This window comes from Nocardia sp. XZ_19_369, from assembly GCF_015355715.1.
GTDB lineage: Bacteria > Actinomycetota > Actinomycetes > Mycobacteriales > Mycobacteriaceae > Nocardia.
In genome coordinates, this window is record NZ_JACVED010000009.1 from 494556 (window position 1) to 511683 (window position 17128).

At 66.3% G+C, this 17128-nt stretch carries 15 protein-coding genes and 1 riboswitch; of the genes, 7 read left to right on the forward strand and 8 right to left on the reverse strand.

Annotated elements, in window-relative coordinates; genetic code table 11:
• Positions 1-32: 32 nt before the first annotated feature.
• A complete protein-coding gene (locus IBX18_RS32785) occupies positions 33-1082 on the reverse strand; it encodes a LacI family DNA-binding transcriptional regulator (RefSeq protein WP_194837347.1) in 1050 nt (349 codons plus the stop codon).
• Positions 1083-1113: 31 nt separating this feature from the next.
• Here IBX18_RS32785 and IBX18_RS32790 point away from each other — a divergent pair, with 31 nt between their 5' ends.
• Entirely contained in the window at positions 1114-2340 is a 1227-nt protein-coding gene (locus tag IBX18_RS32790; RefSeq protein WP_194837348.1) for an MFS transporter, read from the forward strand.
• Here the strand turns inward: IBX18_RS32790 and IBX18_RS32795 are convergent.
• The gene (locus tag IBX18_RS32795) at positions 2310-3005 is read right to left on the reverse strand and encodes a hypothetical protein (protein ID WP_194837349.1); all 696 of its coding nucleotides are present in this window, start codon (positions 3003-3005) and stop codon (positions 2310-2312) included. The genes IBX18_RS32790 and IBX18_RS32795 overlap by 31 nt on opposite strands.
• A gap of 55 nt (positions 3006-3060) precedes the next feature.
• Positions 3061-3265, forward strand: a riboswitch (cobalamin riboswitch).
• Between the two features lie 16 nt (positions 3266-3281).
• On the opposite strand from IBX18_RS32795, the gene IBX18_RS32800 reads away from it, so the two are divergent.
• Genes IBX18_RS32800 through IBX18_RS32810 form a run of 3 tightly spaced genes read left to right on the forward strand, consistent with a single transcriptional unit; the run spans position 3282 to position 8081 of the window.
• Positions 3282-4859, forward strand: a complete 1578-nt coding sequence (locus IBX18_RS32800) for an ABC transporter substrate-binding protein (RefSeq protein WP_194837350.1) — start codon at positions 3282-3284, stop codon at positions 4857-4859.
• 7 nt (positions 4860-4866) lie between these two features.
• Complete coding sequence (locus IBX18_RS32805) at positions 4867-5841, forward strand: ABC transporter permease (protein ID WP_306796517.1); 975 nt, start codon at positions 4867-4869, stop codon at positions 5839-5841.
• Entirely contained in the window at positions 5838-8081 is a 2244-nt protein-coding gene (locus tag IBX18_RS32810; protein ID WP_194837351.1) for an ATP-binding cassette domain-containing protein, read from the forward strand. The genes IBX18_RS32805 and IBX18_RS32810 overlap by 4 nt, the downstream gene beginning before the upstream one ends.
• Here the strand turns inward: IBX18_RS32810 and IBX18_RS32815 are convergent.
• A complete protein-coding gene (locus IBX18_RS32815; RefSeq protein WP_306796518.1) occupies positions 8038-8508 on the reverse strand; it encodes an OsmC family protein in 471 nt (156 codons plus the stop codon). The two genes, IBX18_RS32810 and IBX18_RS32815, sit on opposite strands and share 44 nt — an antisense overlap.
• Positions 8509-8533: 25 nt before the next feature.
• Positions 8534-9505 carry a DMT family transporter gene (locus tag IBX18_RS32820; RefSeq protein ID WP_194837353.1) on the reverse strand — a complete coding sequence of 324 codons (972 nt, stop codon included), beginning with the start codon at positions 9503-9505 and terminating at the stop codon, positions 8534-8536.
• On the opposite strand from IBX18_RS32820, the gene IBX18_RS32825 reads away from it, so the two are divergent.
• Positions 9504-10913, forward strand: coding sequence for a PLP-dependent aminotransferase family protein (locus tag IBX18_RS32825; RefSeq protein WP_194837354.1), 1410 nt, complete (start codon positions 9504-9506; stop codon positions 10911-10913). The genes IBX18_RS32820 and IBX18_RS32825 overlap by 2 nt on opposite strands.
• 91 nt (positions 10914-11004) lie before the next feature.
• On the opposite strand, the gene IBX18_RS32830 is transcribed toward IBX18_RS32825, so the two are convergent.
• The 4 genes from IBX18_RS32830 to IBX18_RS32845 form a co-directional block, all read right to left on the reverse strand.
• The gene (locus IBX18_RS32830) at positions 11005-11901 is read right to left on the reverse strand and encodes a hypothetical protein (protein ID WP_194837355.1); all 897 of its coding nucleotides are present in this window, start codon (positions 11899-11901) and stop codon (positions 11005-11007) included.
• Between the two features lie 40 nt (positions 11902-11941).
• Positions 11942-12277, reverse strand: coding sequence for a hypothetical protein (locus IBX18_RS32835; protein WP_194837356.1), 336 nt, complete (start codon positions 12275-12277; stop codon positions 11942-11944).
• Between the two features lie 465 nt (positions 12278-12742).
• Complete coding sequence (locus IBX18_RS32840) at positions 12743-14197, reverse strand: FAD-binding oxidoreductase (RefSeq protein ID WP_194837357.1); 1455 nt, start codon at positions 14195-14197, stop codon at positions 12743-12745.
• A 573-nt stretch (positions 14198-14770) separates the two neighbouring features.
• The gene (locus tag IBX18_RS32845; protein ID WP_194837358.1) at positions 14771-15181 is read right to left on the reverse strand and encodes a hypothetical protein; all 411 of its coding nucleotides are present in this window, start codon (positions 15179-15181) and stop codon (positions 14771-14773) included.
• 241 nt (positions 15182-15422) lie between these two features.
• Here IBX18_RS32845 and IBX18_RS32850 point away from each other — a divergent pair, with 241 nt between their 5' ends.
• The gene (locus IBX18_RS32850) at positions 15423-16244 is read left to right on the forward strand and encodes a hypothetical protein (RefSeq protein ID WP_194837359.1); all 822 of its coding nucleotides are present in this window, start codon (positions 15423-15425) and stop codon (positions 16242-16244) included.
• Between the two features lie 391 nt (positions 16245-16635).
• Entirely contained in the window at positions 16636-16989 is a 354-nt protein-coding gene (locus tag IBX18_RS32855) for a hypothetical protein (RefSeq protein ID WP_194837360.1), read from the forward strand.
• Positions 16990-17128: the final 139 nt, after the last annotated feature.

Below are 17128 nucleotides of genomic sequence, written 5' to 3' on the forward strand. Positions count from 1 at the left end.
GCGTGCCACACGCAGCCTTATCGAAAGAATGGTCAGTGACGCGTGCTGGAGCGCCGGATAATCGACCACGGCTCGGCACGGGAGTCGAGCCGCTGCCCGAGCGCGGCGCGGGCGCATAAAGCGCCCTGTTCGCGCAATGATTGCGCGACGGTGGTGAGGTCGAGCCGCGCGGCCACGGCGGCATCGTCCCACCCGGTTACGGCGAGTTCGCCGGGGATGGCGCGACCGAGCGCACGGGCGGCGCGGACGACGCCCGCCGCGAGTTCGTCGCTCATCGCCGCGATCGCGTCGGGCGGTTCGGCGGAGGTCAGAAGCGTGGTCGCGACGCGTTCCGCCTCGTCCGCGTCGTTACGCGTACACACCGCGACGGTCACCTCGGCCCAAGCAATGCCGGCCTGCTCGGCCGCCTGCCGATACCCCTCGAGCCGCTGCCGCGTCACTGGGAACGAGACGTCCGCAATGCCCGTGCCAGGCGTTATCGCGCCGACTCGCTGCCTGGACAATGGGAAACTCAGCACCGCGGCACGCTCGGCGCCCGCGAACGCGACGGCACCCACCGCCTGCGCCGCCGCCCGGTTGTCGATGGTGACCAGACCCGATCCGGGCACCGCCGGTCCGCCGTGCACCACCGCGGGACGCTTGGTCGCCTGCACGGCGGGCAGGATCGGGTCGTCGTCGGTGGTGGTCCACACGATGAACCCGTCGACCGCCGCACGCTGGATCCGCTGCGGATCGTCGGCGGCGCCCGTGATCGGCAGAATCGTTATGCCGTAACCACGTTCGGCACACACATCGGCGATTCCGGCCAGAAACGACACCGCCTGCGGATCGTCGAACGCGTAGCTCAGCTGCTCGCCGAGCACGACGCCGAGCGTGCCGGTGCTGCCGCGGCGCAGCGAGCGGGCACTCGGGTCGGGTCCGGCGTAACCCAGTTCGTTCGCCGCCGCCAGCACCTTCGCACGAGCCTGCTCGGAGACCCGGCTCGGCCGGTTGTAGGCATAGGAGGCGGTCATCACCGACACTCCGGCCCGCTCGGCCACCTGCGCGAGCGTCACCCGCTTCGATCCGGCAGAGGAAACCATCGGCTCAGCATAATTGTGTATCGTTACACACATGGCTCGACAACCCGCCGACTCGCCGCGCCCGCTGATCACCTCGGCTTATGTGGCGTTCGCGGCCTTCGGCTCGTTCTGGGGAATCTGGGGCGCGTCCGTGCCACGGGTGGCCAAGCAATCCGGCCTCGGCGCAGGCCAACTCGGGTTCGCCTTGCTGTTCGTCGGTGCGGGCGCGCTGCCCGCGATGCTGCTGGCGGGTCGAGCGTTGGATCGATGGGGATTGCGGGTCGCGTCGGTGGCCATCGGCGCGCTGGGTGGCGTGGGTGCCGGATTGGCGCTGACCGCCCGGGATCTGGTGAGCCTGTGCATCGGGCTGGCGTTCGTCGGGGCGACCAGCGGAGCGGCCGACGTGGCCATCAACGCGGTGGCCGGACGGGCGGAGCGGAGCGCGAGTCGCCCCGTCATCACCCGGGCCCATGGCGCGTTCTCCAGCCTGGTGGTGCTCGGCAGTCTTGCCACCGGATTGGCTGCCGCGGCCGAACTTCCGCTCGCGGTCCCCTTTGTCGTGGTCGCCATCGCCTCGATGGTGACCGGTGCCGCCACGTTCCGGATGCTGCCGGGCCGCGACATACCGGAGGACTACGAGGACTGCACCGCAACAGATTTCGCCGACTCCCACCGATGGCGGATCGCTCCTTTCGTACTCATCGGGGCACTCGGCGCGCTGGCCTTCGCCAGCGAGAACGCGCATCAGAGTTGGAGCGCGGTCTTCGCCGAGGCCGAACTGCACACCGGGCCGGGATCGAGCGCGGTCGCGCCCGCCGTGTTCGCGGGCACGGTCGCGCTCACGCGGTTCGCCGTCGGCGGCGTGCGGGCCGATATGTCCCGCACCGTACTACTCGCCGGAGCTGCGGCCACCGCGGTCGGCACCGTCCTCATCGCCTCGGCGCCAACACTTTTCGTCGCCGCAGCCGGTCTCGCGGTGGCCGCGGCCGGGACCGCGGTGCTGTTCCCGACGCTGCTGGCCGTGGTCTCGCGCAACGTCGACGAGGCCCGCCGCGGCCGCGCGACATCGATCGTCACGATGGTGTCCTACCTCGGATTCCTGCTCGGGCCGGTCTATGTCGGACTCTGGGCCGACGCCGTCGGGCTGCGCGGTGCCATGCTGGCCGTCGCGGTACTCGCTGCCGGACTGTTCCTGCTGACACCGGTATTGCTGCGCCGCAGCGGATTCGGTAAACGCGGTGCGGCCGATCAGGTCGACTCGGCAATGAGGTGGAGGTAGGCGGTGTCGAGCGGGATATCGACCGCATACCAGGCTGCGGGTCGGTCGTCGTCGCGGGGACACCAAGCGGACGCGATGCACAGCCGGGCCACTTCCCCTGCGGCCAAGCCGGGGAGATGCCACGCGATTCCGGCCGGATCTGCATATCGCACACCGTAATCGGTGCTGTCGTCCGAGCCGGTCGACAACAGCCGCGCCCACCTGACGGGCATCAGCCGACCGTCCGCGGCCTGCATTGCGAGCAGCTCCGCATCCGGGCCGCCGATCGACACCATGAAGTGCTCGTTCTCGACACTCACCGCCGCGAGGCATTCGCCGGAGTCCTGGCCGCCGTACGCATCGGCGGGCAGGTCGGTCAGCGCGGCCGAGACGACCAGTCCGGACACCTCGGCGCGCGCCTGCACCTGCCAGATTCCGGCCCACACGGGGACCGGTGGGCCGTCGTCCCAGGGCTTGACATCGATGCCGCCGATCAGCAGATCGACCGTTGCGGTCCGGTGCCGCCAGCGATGCAGATGGGAACCATTCGCCAAGCGCCACAGGGTATTCGACTCCGCCGGTAGCACATCCGCCGCGAGCGTGACGGAGAACTCGACGGTGCCGAGGGGCGTGTCGATCACCGCTGGGCGACGGTCTGCCTGAGCCAGCTGGTCGGTGGGGAGCATCCGCCTATCATCCAGGGTTGCCGACCGGCGTATCCCGGATACCCGAACGTACCGCAATCCGGCTGCTCGTCGGCGTCAGGAATAGCAGACGGTATGGTCTGAATCCGGCGTAGGGAACACCGGTGCGAATCCGGGGCTGTCCCGCAACTGTCACCGAGGAGCGATCCGCCGATTCATGGTCACGGCCTACCCAGGCTGGAAGACCGGCGGGGAGCGTTGATCCGGGAGCCAGGATACCTGCGCCGTGGTACCGGGAACTCACCCACGAGGATGGCAATGGACAAGTACACAGCGGTGCGGCCCGGGCTCGGTCGCCGTTCCTTTCTGCTCGGGAGCGCGGGTGCGCTCGCGCTGGGCGGCCTGCTCGCGGGTTGCGGCACCGAAGGCGGCCCAGCGGCGCCGGATGGACCACCGCGAGCGGGCGGACGCCTGCGGTCGGTGATCGCGGGGCGGTCGGCGAGCGCGGACGTGCTCGATCCGCACGAGGCCGGTAGTTCGGCGGGTGGCGCGGTGTCGAAGAACGTGTGGGACAAGCTCGTCGCCTACAACAACGACCTGACGTTGCGCTATCGGCTGGCGGAGTCGTTGGAGCCCAATGCCGACGGCAGCCAGTGGCGGATCACGCTGCGCCGTGGCGTGGTGTTCAGCGACGGCTCGCCGTTGACGGCGCGGGATGTGCTGTGGAGTTTCGAGCGGATGCTCGACCCCGCCAAGAAGTCGTCCGGCGATCTGGCCAACATCGACATGTCGCGCACCCGCGCCGACGGCGATCTCGGTGTGCTGGTGACGATGAAAACGCCGCTGGCCGACTTCGGTTCGGTGCTGGCGGGCTGGTACTGCTACATCGTGAAGGAGGGCACCGGCACCATCGATGGATCATCGCTGCCGGTGGGCACCGGTCCGTTCGCCTTGCAGCGGTGGTCGCCCGGCGACCGAACACTGTTGCGGCGCAACGACCGATACTGGGACGGACGGCCCCTGCTCGACGAGGTGGAGATCATCCAGATCGCGGAGACCGAGGCACGGGTCAATGCCTTCCTGTCCGGGGAAGCCGATGTGGTGCACGAGATCTCGTACTTGCAAGCGCGCACCCTGGAGCGCGACCCCGGTACGACCGTGGTGGTCCCGCCCGCCGGCCTGATGGGCGCGTTCCAGATGCGGGTGGACACACCGCCGTTCGACGACGTGCGGGTCCGGCAGGCCATGCGTCTCGCCGTGAACCGCCAGGCCATGGTCGATTCCGTGTATTACGGCTACGCCGAGATCGGCAACGACGTCTACGGCAAGGGTACGCCCTTCTACCACGACGGTCTGCCGCAGCGGACCTATGACCCGCAGCGCGCGCGAGAGCTGTTGCGGGAGGCGGGCAAAGAGAATCTGACGGTCACGCTGCCGACCGCCGACGGCTCGCCGGGCATGCTCGACTCCGCGACATTGTTCGCCGAGCACGCGAAGGCTGCCGGGATCAACATCCGGCTCGAATCGGTGCCCGCGGACACCTACTTCTCCCAGGTCAGCGGTAAAGCACCGCTGTCGCACATCGGTTGGTGGAACTACAGTCTCGATTACTTCTACGGCCAGACCATGACCAGCACCTCACCCAGCAACGGCACCGGCTGGCGGCGGCCTGGGTGGGACGCGAAGTTCGCCGAGGCGCGCGCCGCGATGGACCCGCAACGCCGCCGCACGCTGTATCACGAACTCCAGGAAGAACTCTGGAACGAGGGCGGATACATCCTGCACAGCTTCGCCAAACGTCCCGACGCGGCGAAGAACCATGTGCGCGGCGTACGCAGCGGGGTGCCCGGCACCGACGACTGGGCGAACTACGCCACCACCTGGTTGGCGACGTAGCAGCGCCGTGATCGCCTATATCGCACGGCGTGTCGGCGGTGGGATCGGTGTGCTGTTCGCCGTCGCGCTCGTGGTCTTCTGGTTGTTCGAAGCACTGGACTCGGATGCGGCCACGGTGCTGCTGTCGCGCGACGGTGGCGGCGACCCCGCGCCGGAGCAGTTGACCGCGTTGCGCGCCGAGCTCGGGCTGGACCGGCCCGCACCGGTGCGCTTCGCCGAGTGGCTGTTCGCTTTTCTCCAGGGCGATCTCGGCCATTCGCTGATCTCGGGGCGCCCGGTGAGCGATGTCCTGCTCGGCCGCGCGACCAACAGTGTCACCCTCGCGCTGCTCACCGCCGCGCTGCTGATCCCGCTGGCGCTCGCGCTCGGACTGGTGGCGGGAGTCCGCGCCGGGACCCGGACCGATCGGGTGATCAGTGCGGTCGCGCTCGCGGCGGAGTCGGTGCCGTCCTTCGTGTTCGGTGTGCTGCTGGTGGCGACGGTGTCGCTGTCGCTGCACCTGTTGCCAGCTGTCTCCCTATTGCCGACCGGCATGAGCGCGTGGCAGCGGCCGGAGATCCTGGTGCTGCCGGTGACCTGTCTGTTGATCGGGCTGGCACCGCATCCGGTGCGGATGGTGCGGGCGCAGACCGCGGAAGTCATGGCGGGCAACTACATTCGGACGGCCCGGCTCAACGGCATCGGTGGACTGCGGCTGCTGCTGCGGCATGTCGCGCCCAATGCGGTATCCGCGTCGATCTATCCGCTCGCCGGTTCGGTCGTCGGGTTGATCGGCGGTGTCGCGGTGGTGGAGACGCTGTTCAACTATCCGGGGTTGTCGCAGGAACTGTTGCGCGCCATCTCGGCTCGCGACTTTCCCTTCGTCCAGTCGGCCGCAGTACTGATGGCGGCCGTCGGGATCGCGATCTACCTGATCGCCGATCTGCTGACCCTGCTGGTGAGTCCGCGGGCCCGCCAGCTGGCGCTGACGGAGCGAGCATGAGGGCGCGACGCCGGATTCGCTCCGGCTGGCTGCTGGTCACCGCACTGGTGCTGCTTCTCGTGCTGCTCGGTCCGGTGTTCGCGCCGTACGCGCCGACCGCGGTGGTCGCGCCACCGTTCCAGCCGCCGACGGGGCGCCATCTCTTCGGCACCGATGTGGTCGGCCGGGATGTGCTGTCGCGGGTACTGCACGGCGGCCTGCCGCTGCTGTCGCTCGCCGGGCTCGTGCTGGTCGTCGCGTACGCGCTCGGCCTGGGGCTGGGTTTGCTCGCGGGTCTGCGCCGCGGACTGGACCGCTGGATCATGCTCCCGGTCGACGCGATCGTCGTCGTGCCGTGGTTCCTGATGCTCGCGGTGATCGCGACCGCGCTGGGGGCCGGTCCGGTCGCGATCGTGGTGACCGCGGCGCTGGCCTCGGTGCCCTGGATCATCCGGATCGTCCGCACCTGCGTGCTGGAACTCGCTTCCACCGGGTACGTCGAATCGGCCCGGGCCAGAGGGGAACCGCTGTGGCGGCTCGCGGTGGTCGAGGTGCTGCCGAATCTGCGATCGGTGGTGCTGGCCGATGCGGGAGTGCGGATGTCGGCGAGCATTTCGATGGTCGCGGTCAGCGGCTTCCTCGGCCTCGGACTTCGCCCGCCCTCCCCCGACTGGGCGCTCATGATCACCGAGAATCGGCCGGGTTTCGGCGTGCAGCCGTGGGCGGTGCTCGCGCCGGCGCTGTTGATCATGGTGCTGGTGGTGTCGGTCAATATGGTCACCGACCGGGCCTTCGAGGTGAATCGCCCGGCGGCGTCGGGCGTTTCGGCGGTTTCTACGGCGGATGGCCTGACGGTCGACGGACTCACGGTTCGCGATGCTTCAGGAAGCGTTGTACTGGAAGATATTTCGCTGCGTCTGCCGTCAGGGCGCGGCCTGGCCGTGATCGGTCCTTCCGGAGCGGGCAAGACCACCTTCGCGTTGGCGGTGCTCGGCGCGCTGCCCGCCGGGCTGACGGCCTCGGGCACCGTCGGCCTCGGCGGGGCCGGTCGCACCGTCGGCTATGTGCCGCAGGACCCGTCGACCGGTTTGAATCCGGCCATGCGCATCTGCACCGCCCTGCGCGAAATCGCCCGTCTACGCGGCACATTCGATACTGACCCGGTCGCCCATGCCTTACGCGAAGTGGATCTGCCCGATGATCGTGAGTTCCGGCGGCGCTTCCCCCACGAGCTCTCCGGCGGCCAGCAGCAGCGGGTCCTGCTCGCGATGGCACTGCTCGGCAACCCCGCCCTCGTGGTGCTGGACGAGCCGACCACCGGGTTGGACGCACAGACCCGCGAGCAGTTGCTGCGGACGCTGCACAAGATCAAGGACAGCACCACCCTGCTCGTCATCACCCACGATCTGCCTGCCATCGCACCGCTGATCGACGAGGTGCTGGAGCTGGACCGGGGCAAGCTCGTCGCGATCGGACCGTGCCACGACCAGAAGCCCACCGCCCCAACGCCTTCGCTCGCATTCCGTCCGAGAGCCGCACCGGCGCTCCGGGTCGAAGGCCTCGTCGTGACACACCGCAACTCCCACCCGGTCGTGGATGGCGTCTCCTTCACTCTGCACCCCGGCGAGTGCCTCGCCATCACCGGCCGTTCCGGCGCGGGCAAGACCACGGTCGTCCGAGCGCTGGCCGGCCTGCACGCACCTGCTCGCGGCCTGGTCGAACTCGACGGCGCCCCACTGCATCCCAGCGTCGATCGGCGAACCGTCGAGCACCGTCGCGCCATTCAACTGGTCTTCCAGAACCCTGGGACCTCCCTGAACCCGTCCTATCGCATCGGCAGCCAGATCGGTCGCCCGCTGCGTCTACTGCACGGCATGGACTCCCCCGCCGCCCGCGACCAGACCCTTCGCCTGCTCGGAGCGGTCGGCCTGGACGACCACCTGACACTGCGCCGGCCCGATCACCTGTCCGGCGGCCAGCAACAGCGCGTCGCCATTGCCCGTGCCCTCGCCGCCGAACCGCGCATTCTGATCTGCGACGAAGTCACCTCGTCACTGGACCCGAGCACGCAAGAACTCGTGCTCGAACTGCTCGACGGGCTGCGTCGAAAAGGCATGGCCCTCATCGTGATCAGTCACCAGGACGCCGTCATCGACCGCCTCGCCGATTCGATCCTGCCGCTCGGCGAGATCGCTACGACCCCACCGAGTGAGCCGCTTATGTCCCCAGAACTTCAGGCTCGCAACGAAGTTCGAAGTTGACCGAATTGGCGATGAAGCAGAGCTCGTGGGCGCGCTCATGCAGGGCCAGCGCGCGCTCATGGTGCTGGAGATCGGTGATCCGTACCCGCGGCCGCAGCACTACTTCGGAGAATCGGCCGCCGCCATCGGGGTTTTCGACCATGGTGCCCGACGGGTGGTCGGTGTAGTCGGTGACCACGATGCCCGCTCTGGCACACAACACGAGGTACCAGAGCATGTGACACTGCGACAGCGAAGCCACCAGCAGCTCCTCCGGATTCCAGCGCTCCGGCACACCGCGGAACGCCGGGTCCGCGGTGCCGGGGATCACCGGCTTGCCGTCCGCACTGATGGTGTGCGAGCGCTCGAAGTCCCGGTAACCGCTGGTCCCCGTGCCCGTATTACCGGTCCAGGTGACATCCAGTTCGTAGTCGTGCGTCTTGGACACACTTCCGACCCTAGTCGAATGTCGTTCACGCCCCCGGCGATCGACGCACGAAGTCCACGTCATCCTTTGCCACAGTTTTAGCGAGACCGAGCCGGGTCCGCACCGCACCACCCGCACAGGCGATGACCACCAACCCGCCTGCGAACGTGAGCCAGCCGATCCGTTCCCCGAGTAGCAGCGCCGCCCAGCAGATACTCATGACCGGCTGAACCAGCTGCACCTGACTGACCCGTGCCATCGGCCCGATCGCCAACCCGCGGTACCAGGCGAAGAAGCCGAGATACATGCTGACGACCGAAAGGTAAGCGAAGCAGGCCCATTCGACCGCAGTGGCTGCGGGCGCTTGGTCAGCGACGGCGACACCGGCAAGCGTGAGCATCAGCGGCGCGGAGAGCACCAGCGCCCACGACACGGTCTGCCAGGAGCCGATTTCCCGGGCGAGCAGGCCACCTTCGGCGTACCCCACGGCAGCCGCGACCACCGCGCCGAACAGCAGCAGGTCGGCTCCGTGGATTTCACCGAAGCCGCCACCCTCCACCAGGGCGAACACGACCGCGGCGATCGCGCCCGCGAGCGAGAAGAGCCAGAAGGCGCGCGCCGGACGCTCGCCGGTGCGCAGCACAGCCATCACCGCGGTGGCCGCGGGTAGCAGCCCGACCACGACGGCGCCGTGACTGGCGGGCGTCACCGTGAGGGCATACGAGGTGAGAACCGGAAAGCCGACGACCACGCCCGCCGCAACGACCGCGAGCCGCACCCACTGCGCACCCGAGGGAAATGCTTGACGCGTGACCGCCAGGGCCACACCCGCCAGCACGGCAGCGACCACCGCGCGACCGGATCCGATGAACAGCGGCGACAGTCCGCCGACCGCGATGCGAGTGAGCGGCATCGTTAAGGAGAAGGCTGCGACACCGATGAGTCCCCAGCTCGCGCCGGACAGTGTGGGCGGTAGCGGTGTGCGCACATCGATAGTAGCGCTACTCTGTACTGACATGTTCAACGATAGCAGCAGTCGAATCGCCACCGGCATCCGCGCGTGGATCGCTAACGCCGCACCGGGCGCGCAGCTTCCGTCCACCCGTCAGCTGGTGACGGAGTACGCCGCCAGTCCGGTCACCGTGCAGAAGGCCGTCCGCGCACTCGCCGCCGAGGGCCTCATCGAGAGCCGCCCCGGGGTCGGCAGCTTCGTTCGCGCACCGCGGCCCATGGGTCCACAGGATTTCGGCTGGCAGACAGCGGCTTTGGGCACCCCGCGCCGCACGCTGCCGAGCGTCGGCGGCACCATGCGCACCCCGCCACCCGACGCGCAAGCGCTCCATTCCGGCTACCCCGAGGCAGACCTGTTGCCCGAGCGGCTGGTTCGGGCGGCCCTGACCCGCGCGGCGCGCGGTTCCCTGGCCACGACCCGACCGGACTCCGCCGGGCTCAACGACCTTCGGACCTGGTTCGCGACCGAGCTGGCCGACAAGACACCCGCCGGCCTCGCCGCCCCCACGGCGAACGACGTCGTGATCGTCCCCGGCAGCCAGAGCGGACTCACCTCGACATTTCGCGCACTGGTCGCTCCGCGACAACCGCTACTGATCGAGTCCCCCACGTACTGGGGCGCGATCCGCGCGGCGCACCAGTCCGGCGTCCGGCTCGTTCCAGTGCCGAGCGACGTCGAAGGACCCGATCCGGCCGGGCTGGACCGGTCCTTGCGGGAGACCGGCGCCAGAGCCTTCTACGTCCAGCCGAACTATGCGAATCCCACTGGGGCACAATGGTCTCCGGAGCGCGCCGAGGCGGTCCTGGAGGTCGTCCGGTCACACGGCGCGTTCCTCGTCGAGGACGACTGGGCGCACGACTTCGGGATCGATACCGACCCTCGGCCGGTCGCAACCCGAGACACCGCAGGCCACGTTGTCTATGTGCGATCCCTGACCAAGAGCCTGTCACCGACCATCCGGGTCGGTGCCGTCATCGCTCGCGGTCCGGCCCACGATCGAATCCTGGCCGACCAGTCCGCCGAATCCATGTACGTGAGTGGTCTCCTCCAGCAAGCCGCCCTGGAAGTCCTCACCGATCCCGGCTGGCAGACCCACCTGCGCAGGCTGCGCGGTCAACTCCGCGAGCGTCGCGCGTTGCTCGTGGACAGCCTCGTCGAGCACGCCCCTCGCCTGCGCGTCGACTACGTTCCCCGAGGCGGGCTTCATCTCTGGGCACGCCTGCCGGACAACACCGACACCGACCGACTCGTGCGCGATTGCGAGGCGCGAGGTGTGTATGTCGCTTCCGGTCACGAATGGTTCCCGGCCGAGCCATCCGGGCCTTATCTGCGCCTGAACTTCACCGGCCCGAACCCGAACGGGTTTCCGGCGGCCGCGCGGACCATCGCCGCGGCACTCGCCGCGCAGGATTGAGCCGACGGGTTGGGTTCGGTGGTGAACAGGATCGCTTACAGCCCAAGGTTATTCGCGAGGCATCCGAAACTGCCCGGCGCCCACCAGCGGATCAGCAGGGCTGATACCCAACTGTGAATGGCCGCTCAGCAGGGCCAGGTGGGTGGTTTGCGCGATTGGTGACGGTCATAGTCAGGCTTCGGTCGATGCAAGAGGACGTTGATCCTTCGAGGCTGAGATAGTCGCGAGGGTCTGTAGTAACCAGGTAGTCGACATCAGGCGAGCCCAGCTCCGCGACGATCGGAAGATGTTTCTCAGCAAGCAGTTTCACGTCGTCGAGATCCTGCGACCGGAGCTGCTCGGTAACGCGCGGCCGCTTCGAGTACGTCGTCAGGTCGGCGGTTGTTGCCATCCGCACGGTGTGCGGCACGGTTTGGTCTTCGTTGAGTCGATGCCAAACAGAGAATTCGAGATCGGACGGATACCGGTTCGCCACGCTCAGAGCCCCACTCCCCGCGGCCGAGGGTCCGATCTCCCATCGAGCCCCAGCCAGCTCCAGGAACTCCCGCATCAGGCGCCGGTATGTTTCGGTGACGGCATTGAAGTCGTTCGCGTGCACCAGCTTCAGCGAGATCTCGCCGACTCCGACGTCCATCCTTTTGAATTGATCGCTCGACCCGTACGAGTAGTGGGACCACGTGTGGTAAGTCCATTTCACCTCGTCCTCGGGAAACGCCTCGCTCAACGCAAACCACAGACCAGCACGCTCCGGTGCCTCACCGAACCCCGCCTTCCCTGCTTTGAACGAGCTGTTCGCCGCTCCCCGGCGGACTTCGATCTCAGCCTCCCACCGATCGAAATCCGATGCGGCTCTGGTCCGGTCGCGGAAGGCTCCGACCACCGCCTTGGCCTGCTCGTTCGACGCTTCCTCGCTCAGTACGACCACCGCGGAGAACATCCCGTCGACCTCGGTCGAAACCTGCTGGACTCCCGGCAGCCGGCCGAGCACAGTCTCGATGTCCCTCGCCTCCCGAGTGAGAGCCGGTCGGTCATCGAAAGGATCGAAGGTCATCAGTGTCCATCCGCTGCAAGAGGAAACGACCACCCACCACCGCGACCACCGCCCACATGAACCGAGGCCGCCCCCGACGTCCCCCGCGATAGAGCATCACCGCGGCCACAACAAGCGTGATACCAACGCCAACAACGATCACCCCCAGCGAAAAAGACAAGGGCGCCACCGTTTTCCGGCACTCCAGGTAGTAGCAGCCATCCCCGAACACCACCCACAGCGGCACGAGCACACCGATCGCAGCCGCGACACCATAGACAATCCAGGCCGCGCGAAACCCACCATCACGCTGCCAGAACTTCAGGTTGAACATCCCGCCAAAGTAGCTGGTTCCGAAGGACTCTGGGGAGCACACCTGTGGAGGTTTCGTGCAGATCCGGTAGCGCTAGCGCGCACACCCACCGCGGATGCGGCGTTTTCGCCAGCTATTGCGTCAGAAGCTATTTGGCGCGTTGGGTGAGAAGGCGCTGGAGGGGTGGTCATGGCCACCGGACTCCCGCCTTCGCCATAGGCGTCGACGTCCCCGCGCCGTCCGAACCCCACCCGCAACTGCAAGTAACTTCACGGCGCGAACGCCCCGCCCGCGACCGCGCTGCATTGCCGCGACCCGCGCGTTGGTCATTCGCCCAAACGCGCTGGCCGCCAGTACTTCTCAACGCGCGGTCATGCCGATGACCGAGTGCTCGTGTAGGCAGAAGGTTTATCTGTGAGGGGTAGGCGAACACGGTCGCCAGTCAGCAGGTTTCGCCGGTCGCTACTGCCTTCGCCAACGGTGCTGTCAGTCGAGCGGGATGCTGAGTTTGTGATGGAACAGGTTGTCGGGGTCGTATTTTCGCTTGATGGCCTTCAGTCGAGGAAGGTGGTTGCCGAAGTAGCTGACGAACATGTCGCGGCCGTGGTCGCCTTCTTCGTAGTCGTCGTCGCCGATGTAGCCGCCGGAGAGAATGGGGTAGAAGATCTCGTACGCTTCATGGAGCCATTGGTCGCGTTGCTTGCCGAGGGCGACCATGGTGTCGATGTCGTCGACCTCTTCGAGGAAGATGGCCGAGGACGTGCCCATCAGCCAGTGGCAGCCGCGGTTCTTGATGGCGGTGGCGTCGACCGGTAGGCCGGAGTTGGGATCCAGGCCCAGGATCTGGATGCGAACGCCGTCGCTGGGTTGGGTGATCGCGTGCTCGGCCAACTTCTGGATGAACTCGTCGGTGAACGGTTCGGCGACGAATCCGGCCTTGATCTTCATGTAGCGCAGGTGTTCTCGGCGTTCGCGGCGGATATCGGTCAAGTCCGCGTAGAACGGTGCCGAGGTGTCGACCAGCGCCTGCTGCCGCATGGTCTCCAGGTAATCGACCCGCTGGATCTCGAATTCCTCGGTCGGGGGAAGCTTGTCGCGCATGTCGGTGATGAGTGCTTCACGATCGGTCTCGGTGTCGGTGGCCAGGCATCCGAGGATCTGCAAGTGTTCTCGCCAGATGACGATCATCGGGTTGAACGACAGTGGCGCGTTCAGTGAATAGTCTTGCAAAGCCTTGAACGTGCGGGGGAACGAATCAGTGTCGGTCAGCGGGTATTTGACGAAGAAGTTCGCCGGGGCCGCGGGAGCCTTATTCAACCGCAGGGTGAGTTGGGTGATCACCCCGTAGGAGCCGGTGCCGCTGCCCCGGATGGCCCAGAACAGGTCAGGGTTGCGGTGCTCGTCGGCAACGACGGCCGAGCCGTCGGCCAGCACCATCTCGACCCGTTGCAAGCGGTCGACCTGGATACCGTGCGTGCGCGCGTAATGGCCGTAACCACCACATTGGACCTGTCCGCCGACCCCGACTGCGAGGCAGTTGCCACCGGGCAGCATCAACCCACCCTGATTCCACGCCTGCACAGTGAGGTCGCCGAGCAGAGTGCCACCACCCACGGTTGCGGTCAGCTCGCTACGGTCGATGGTGACGTCTTTCATTTCGATCATGTCGATCACCACCGCGTGCCCGTCGCGCCCGCCCAGGCTGCCGCCCTCGAAGGAATGCCCACCGGAGCGGATCGCCAGCTGGGTAACCCCGGCGTCGCGGGCACAGCGGATCACTTCCTGTACCTCTGCGGTGGAGCGCGGGGCGACCACGCCGACCGGCTGAGTCTTCACCTGGTAGCTCCAGCTCGCCGTGGCGTCGTCGAACGTCGAATCTCCCGGGAACGACATCGGTATCGACGCAAGACGCTCATGCACCAGATCCTTGAAACTCACCATTACGAACACCGTCTTTCGGTCGATGTCGAACGCGTGACCAGCCCAGGGCAATGTTGCTTCACATTAGCTGACGCGCTGCGGCTGATCGGCACTTCACTCCCCTGGCAGCACCCACGACTTCCACCTAAGCGAGCCGATCTGGCAACCACGCCGCGCATCACGAACACCCGCACCGCAGACTCCGCCATCCTGCAATGCCGCGTGGCGCGCGCTGGTCAGCCGTCCGAATCCGTTGGCTGACAAGGCTTTCAACGCGCGCTCATGCCGCGACCCGCGCGGTTCGAGTCGGCCATCTGGCTCTTCGGAAGGTCAACTCGCCGAGCCCATCTCGGTTGGTCTGAATACGCGGCTATCGATGCCGGGGCATTTTCTTCCGATGGCATCGCGCAGTTCCACGCAGAAGCGCGGTTGCTAACGTTGGGTAGTGCCGTCTCGCTATCACGTAACGTCGGCCCTGAACCGAGCCTCCATCACGCGCTTCGGTCTGGACTGGCGTCGGATGGGCGCCGCGCGGGGCATTGCCGGCAGTCATCGGCCTGAGCAACCGCGCACAGACTTTGACGATGCCTCGATTCACGAACTCGCGCGCCGCATCTTCGTGAAATACACCGCCGGTTCCCGCGTGATCAGCCCGTACCCGCCGTCCGGAGTCGCCGCGAACGGAGCGGGCAGATACAGCACCGGCAGCACCTCACCGATCAACGGCCGCTGCTCCCGCGTGATCCGATAACCGATCTCGACCACCTCGGGCACATCAACCTCCACAACCGCACCGCCCTCGTGCCGGACGCACCGATGCGGTTCGAGCCGCACCGTCCGAATCGCCGTCCGCGCCCAACGGAACAGCACACACTCACTCGCCCCCGGCCGCGCGTACTCCACCAACCCCACACCATCACCCCAGAAGACGAACTGCTCATCCTCCATCGAGCTGTGATACCCGGCCTCCACACTCCACTGACCGATGATCTCGTCACCACGCATCGAGCGATTGAACCACCGCGCCACCCCGCCCAACGAGCATGTCCGCAAATGCCGCCGGGCGCGCGTTGGTCCAGCGTCCAGATTTGTTGGTCAGCAAGGCTTCCCAACGCACGCAAATGCCGATTCCAGGACGTTCTGATCGACCACTTCCGGGCGCACCACAGCATCGCCGAACCATGTATCGCAGGCGGGAGTCTTCTGCCTGACAGAGCGATCCGGGGCTCGGATTAGGCTTTGCCGGGTGGGTTTCAGATTGGCGGCATACGCCGTCTGCAATGCACATGCGGTGGCGTTCCCGCCGTGGTTCCTGCGGCGAGCCGGTTGTGACGATCTCGCTTTCGCCGAACAGATGGCGCATTTGGTCTCCGCCCAGAAGGCCACCGCCGCATGGATACTCGACCGTAAGCGACAGGAGGCGCTGCCCCACGCTCGCGAGCTCGCCGGACAAGTCGCAGCGGCACCCATCCGGGAGGTCAACTGCTCCGAATACAGCATCGACGGCCCAGGGGAGCTGGCCGAATATTCGGCAACTTTGCGAAAGAGAGTCCTGATGCAACGATCGCACTATCGCGGTATGTCTATCGTCTGCTGTACCGCTCTGGCCGTGGCCGGGATCGCAAGCGGCGAAGCGCACGCGGCCGAGGGATTCCCACCGACGTACAAATGCAAAAGCATGAAATTCGATGCAGCGAAGAAGACCGTGACAGGAAAGGAATACTGCGCCGCCGAATTTGGAGCCCGTGGAGAAGGGAATTATTCGGATGAGACCGTGGGGTTTCGTTTTGCATTAAACGATAATGTAGGTGTAGCCCGCTTCGACTACTACTGCAAAAAAGTAAACGCCTACACGCCCGACCGCGTCACAGGCGGTGAGTGTGCCGCCCCGATGGCAGTTATTGGCCGCTGCGATAAGATCGTCTTCGATGGGAAAGAGAAATTGGCGGTCGGCCGGGGTTGCGAATTCTCTGGCATCAATGCTGGTCAGGCTGAAATTCGAGGAAATATATCAATTTTGAATCCGAATTCCGGCAGGAGAGGAAAGCGTCAATTCCTTTGCCATTAGGCCGTGGTGGATGAGTCGGGTACGATGACCGCTCAATATTGTAGTGGCGCTCGGTGAATAAAGCGGCGACCTAAGTTGGTTCGAATTGCCCGGTTAATGCCGCAGTCGGTATAAGTCTTTGCTGGCACGAACAAGGCCACATCGGCCTGGTCGCACAGCGCCGCTCCATTGCGCCGGCCCCTTTTCGAACAGTGTTTGAATCTACCGCCGACGACGGCACACAAGCCCGGTGAGGCCGTGGCAATCCAATGCACGGAAATGCCGCTGGGTGCGCATTGGTCGGCCGTCTAGATCGATCTGTTGGTCAATAAGGCTTCCCGACACACTCAAACCCCGAAGACCCTGCGCGCTCCAATCCGCTTGCGGACCGTCTAATCGATAAGCTGTTGTCGTGAAGGAGACGTTAGGAAAGGGCGATGGCTGTGAACTGCCAGCCGTAGCTGTCTATTGGCTCAGCGACGACCCGCAACCGGGCATCGTCTTGGTCGAGTTGGTAGATGCGCACGGCCGACCACACCAACTGGTCGACAAGACGGCCTCGTTCGGTGGGGATTTGCTTCCTACATCCGCCTATCCATGCCCTACCACGATCCAGTGCACCATCGAGGACATCGACGACGGCATCGCTACCGTCAGCACATGGTGGCTGTCCGGCGGCCCCGAAGACGTGCCGTTCGTCTTCGATGTACGACTGGACACCCTCAGGTCAACTGACCGCCTACCGCCGCCCAGGCTTCCGATCTAGGGGGAATCAACGTCCGCACATCAGCGTAAGACGTTATGTGTCAAGCGGTTCGGTCGGTGGCCCCGTGTTTGTCGTCGTCCCGGCATAGCGGTAATGGGGTTGGTTCCCGGCAGCGTGTAATCGGGTTGTGTGACGACAG

Coding starts and splice junctions, on each gene's coding strand:
- IBX18_RS32785 (WP_194837347.1), bottom strand. CDS start 1,082: ATGGTTTCCTCTGCCGGATCGAAGCGGGTGACGCTCGCGCAGGTGGCC.
- IBX18_RS32790 (WP_194837348.1), top strand. CDS start 1,114: ATGGCTCGACAACCCGCCGACTCGCCGCGCCCGCTGATCACCTCGGCT.
- IBX18_RS32795 (WP_194837349.1), bottom strand. CDS start 3,005: ATGCTCCCCACCGACCAGCTGGCTCAGGCAGACCGTCGCCCAGCGGTG.
- IBX18_RS32800 (WP_194837350.1), top strand. CDS start 3,282: ATGGACAAGTACACAGCGGTGCGGCCCGGGCTCGGTCGCCGTTCCTTT.
- IBX18_RS32810 (WP_194837351.1), top strand. CDS start 5,838: ATGAGGGCGCGACGCCGGATTCGCTCCGGCTGGCTGCTGGTCACCGCA.
- IBX18_RS32825 (WP_194837354.1), top strand. CDS start 9,504: ATGTTCAACGATAGCAGCAGTCGAATCGCCACCGGCATCCGCGCGTGG.
- IBX18_RS32820 (WP_194837353.1), bottom strand. CDS start 9,505: ATGTCAGTACAGAGTAGCGCTACTATCGATGTGCGCACACCGCTACCG.
- IBX18_RS32835 (WP_194837356.1), bottom strand. CDS start 12,277: ATGTTCAACCTGAAGTTCTGGCAGCGTGATGGTGGGTTTCGCGCGGCC.
- IBX18_RS32840 (WP_194837357.1), bottom strand. CDS start 14,197: ATGGTGAGTTTCAAGGATCTGGTGCATGAGCGTCTTGCGTCGATACCG.
- IBX18_RS32845 (WP_194837358.1), bottom strand. CDS start 15,181: ATGCGTGGTGACGAGATCATCGGTCAGTGGAGTGTGGAGGCCGGGTAT.